This is a genomic window from Wolbachia endosymbiont of Mansonella ozzardi (assembly GCF_020278625.1).
Classification (GTDB): Bacteria; Pseudomonadota; Alphaproteobacteria; order Rickettsiales; family Anaplasmataceae; genus Wolbachia.
In genome coordinates, this window is the sequence record NZ_JADAKK010000091.1 from 1 (window position 1) to 763 (window position 763).

1 pseudogene is annotated in these 763 nt (G+C 33.8%); it reads left to right on the forward strand.

The features are described 5' to 3' along the window. Positions 1 to 27: 27 nt before the first annotated feature. Positions 28 to 763: pseudogene (locus tag IHO40_RS05700) on the forward strand (Rpn family recombination-promoting nuclease/putative transposase); the annotation flags it as partial.

The following is a 763-nucleotide window of genomic DNA, read 5'->3' on the forward strand; positions in this document are numbered from 1 at the left end:
TTTCAATACTTTTTAAGTTAGTTGCTCATGGCTTTTTCAAAGTTTCTTGATCCAAAATTAGGCTTAACGTTTAAAAAGATTTTTGGCACTGAAAAAAAATAAGGACATTATTACCCATTTTTTGAACGATATTCTAGGTGTACTAAAGTTAATACTGTACAGGAAATAGAATTTATCAGCAGCATTTTGGACCCCGAGATTGCCTCTGAGAGACAAAGTGTAGTTGATGTTCTTTGTCAGGATTCTGTTGACAACAGATTTGTGGTTGAAATGCAGCTCACTCGTGATAAAGGTTTTGAAAAACGTGCTCAATATCATGCTGCCAAAGTTTACTCAAGACAAGTTGGTAAGTATGTTAATTTATAGAAGATCTTCTTTATTGCGATTTCAAATTGTGTTTTATTTCCTGGTAAGTCCAATTATGTATCCAGCCATACTATAAGAGATGAGGGGACTAATGAGCATGACTTACAAGATTTTCAATTTGTGTTTATTGAACTACCAAAATTTCCTAAAAATAAAGTAGAGCAATTAGCAAGCATAGTAGAACGCTGGTGTTTTTTTTCAAGCATGCAGAAGAAACCACTGAAAAAGATCTAAAGAAGATTGCAAGAGAAGCGCCAATAATAAAGAGAGCATATGATGAATTAGACAGGCTTAACTGGAATGAAAAAGATCTAACGGCACATGAAGAAAGAATAATGGATCTGTACAAAGAGGAAGCTATTCTTGAATGCAAACTTGAAGAAGGTATGAAGAAAGG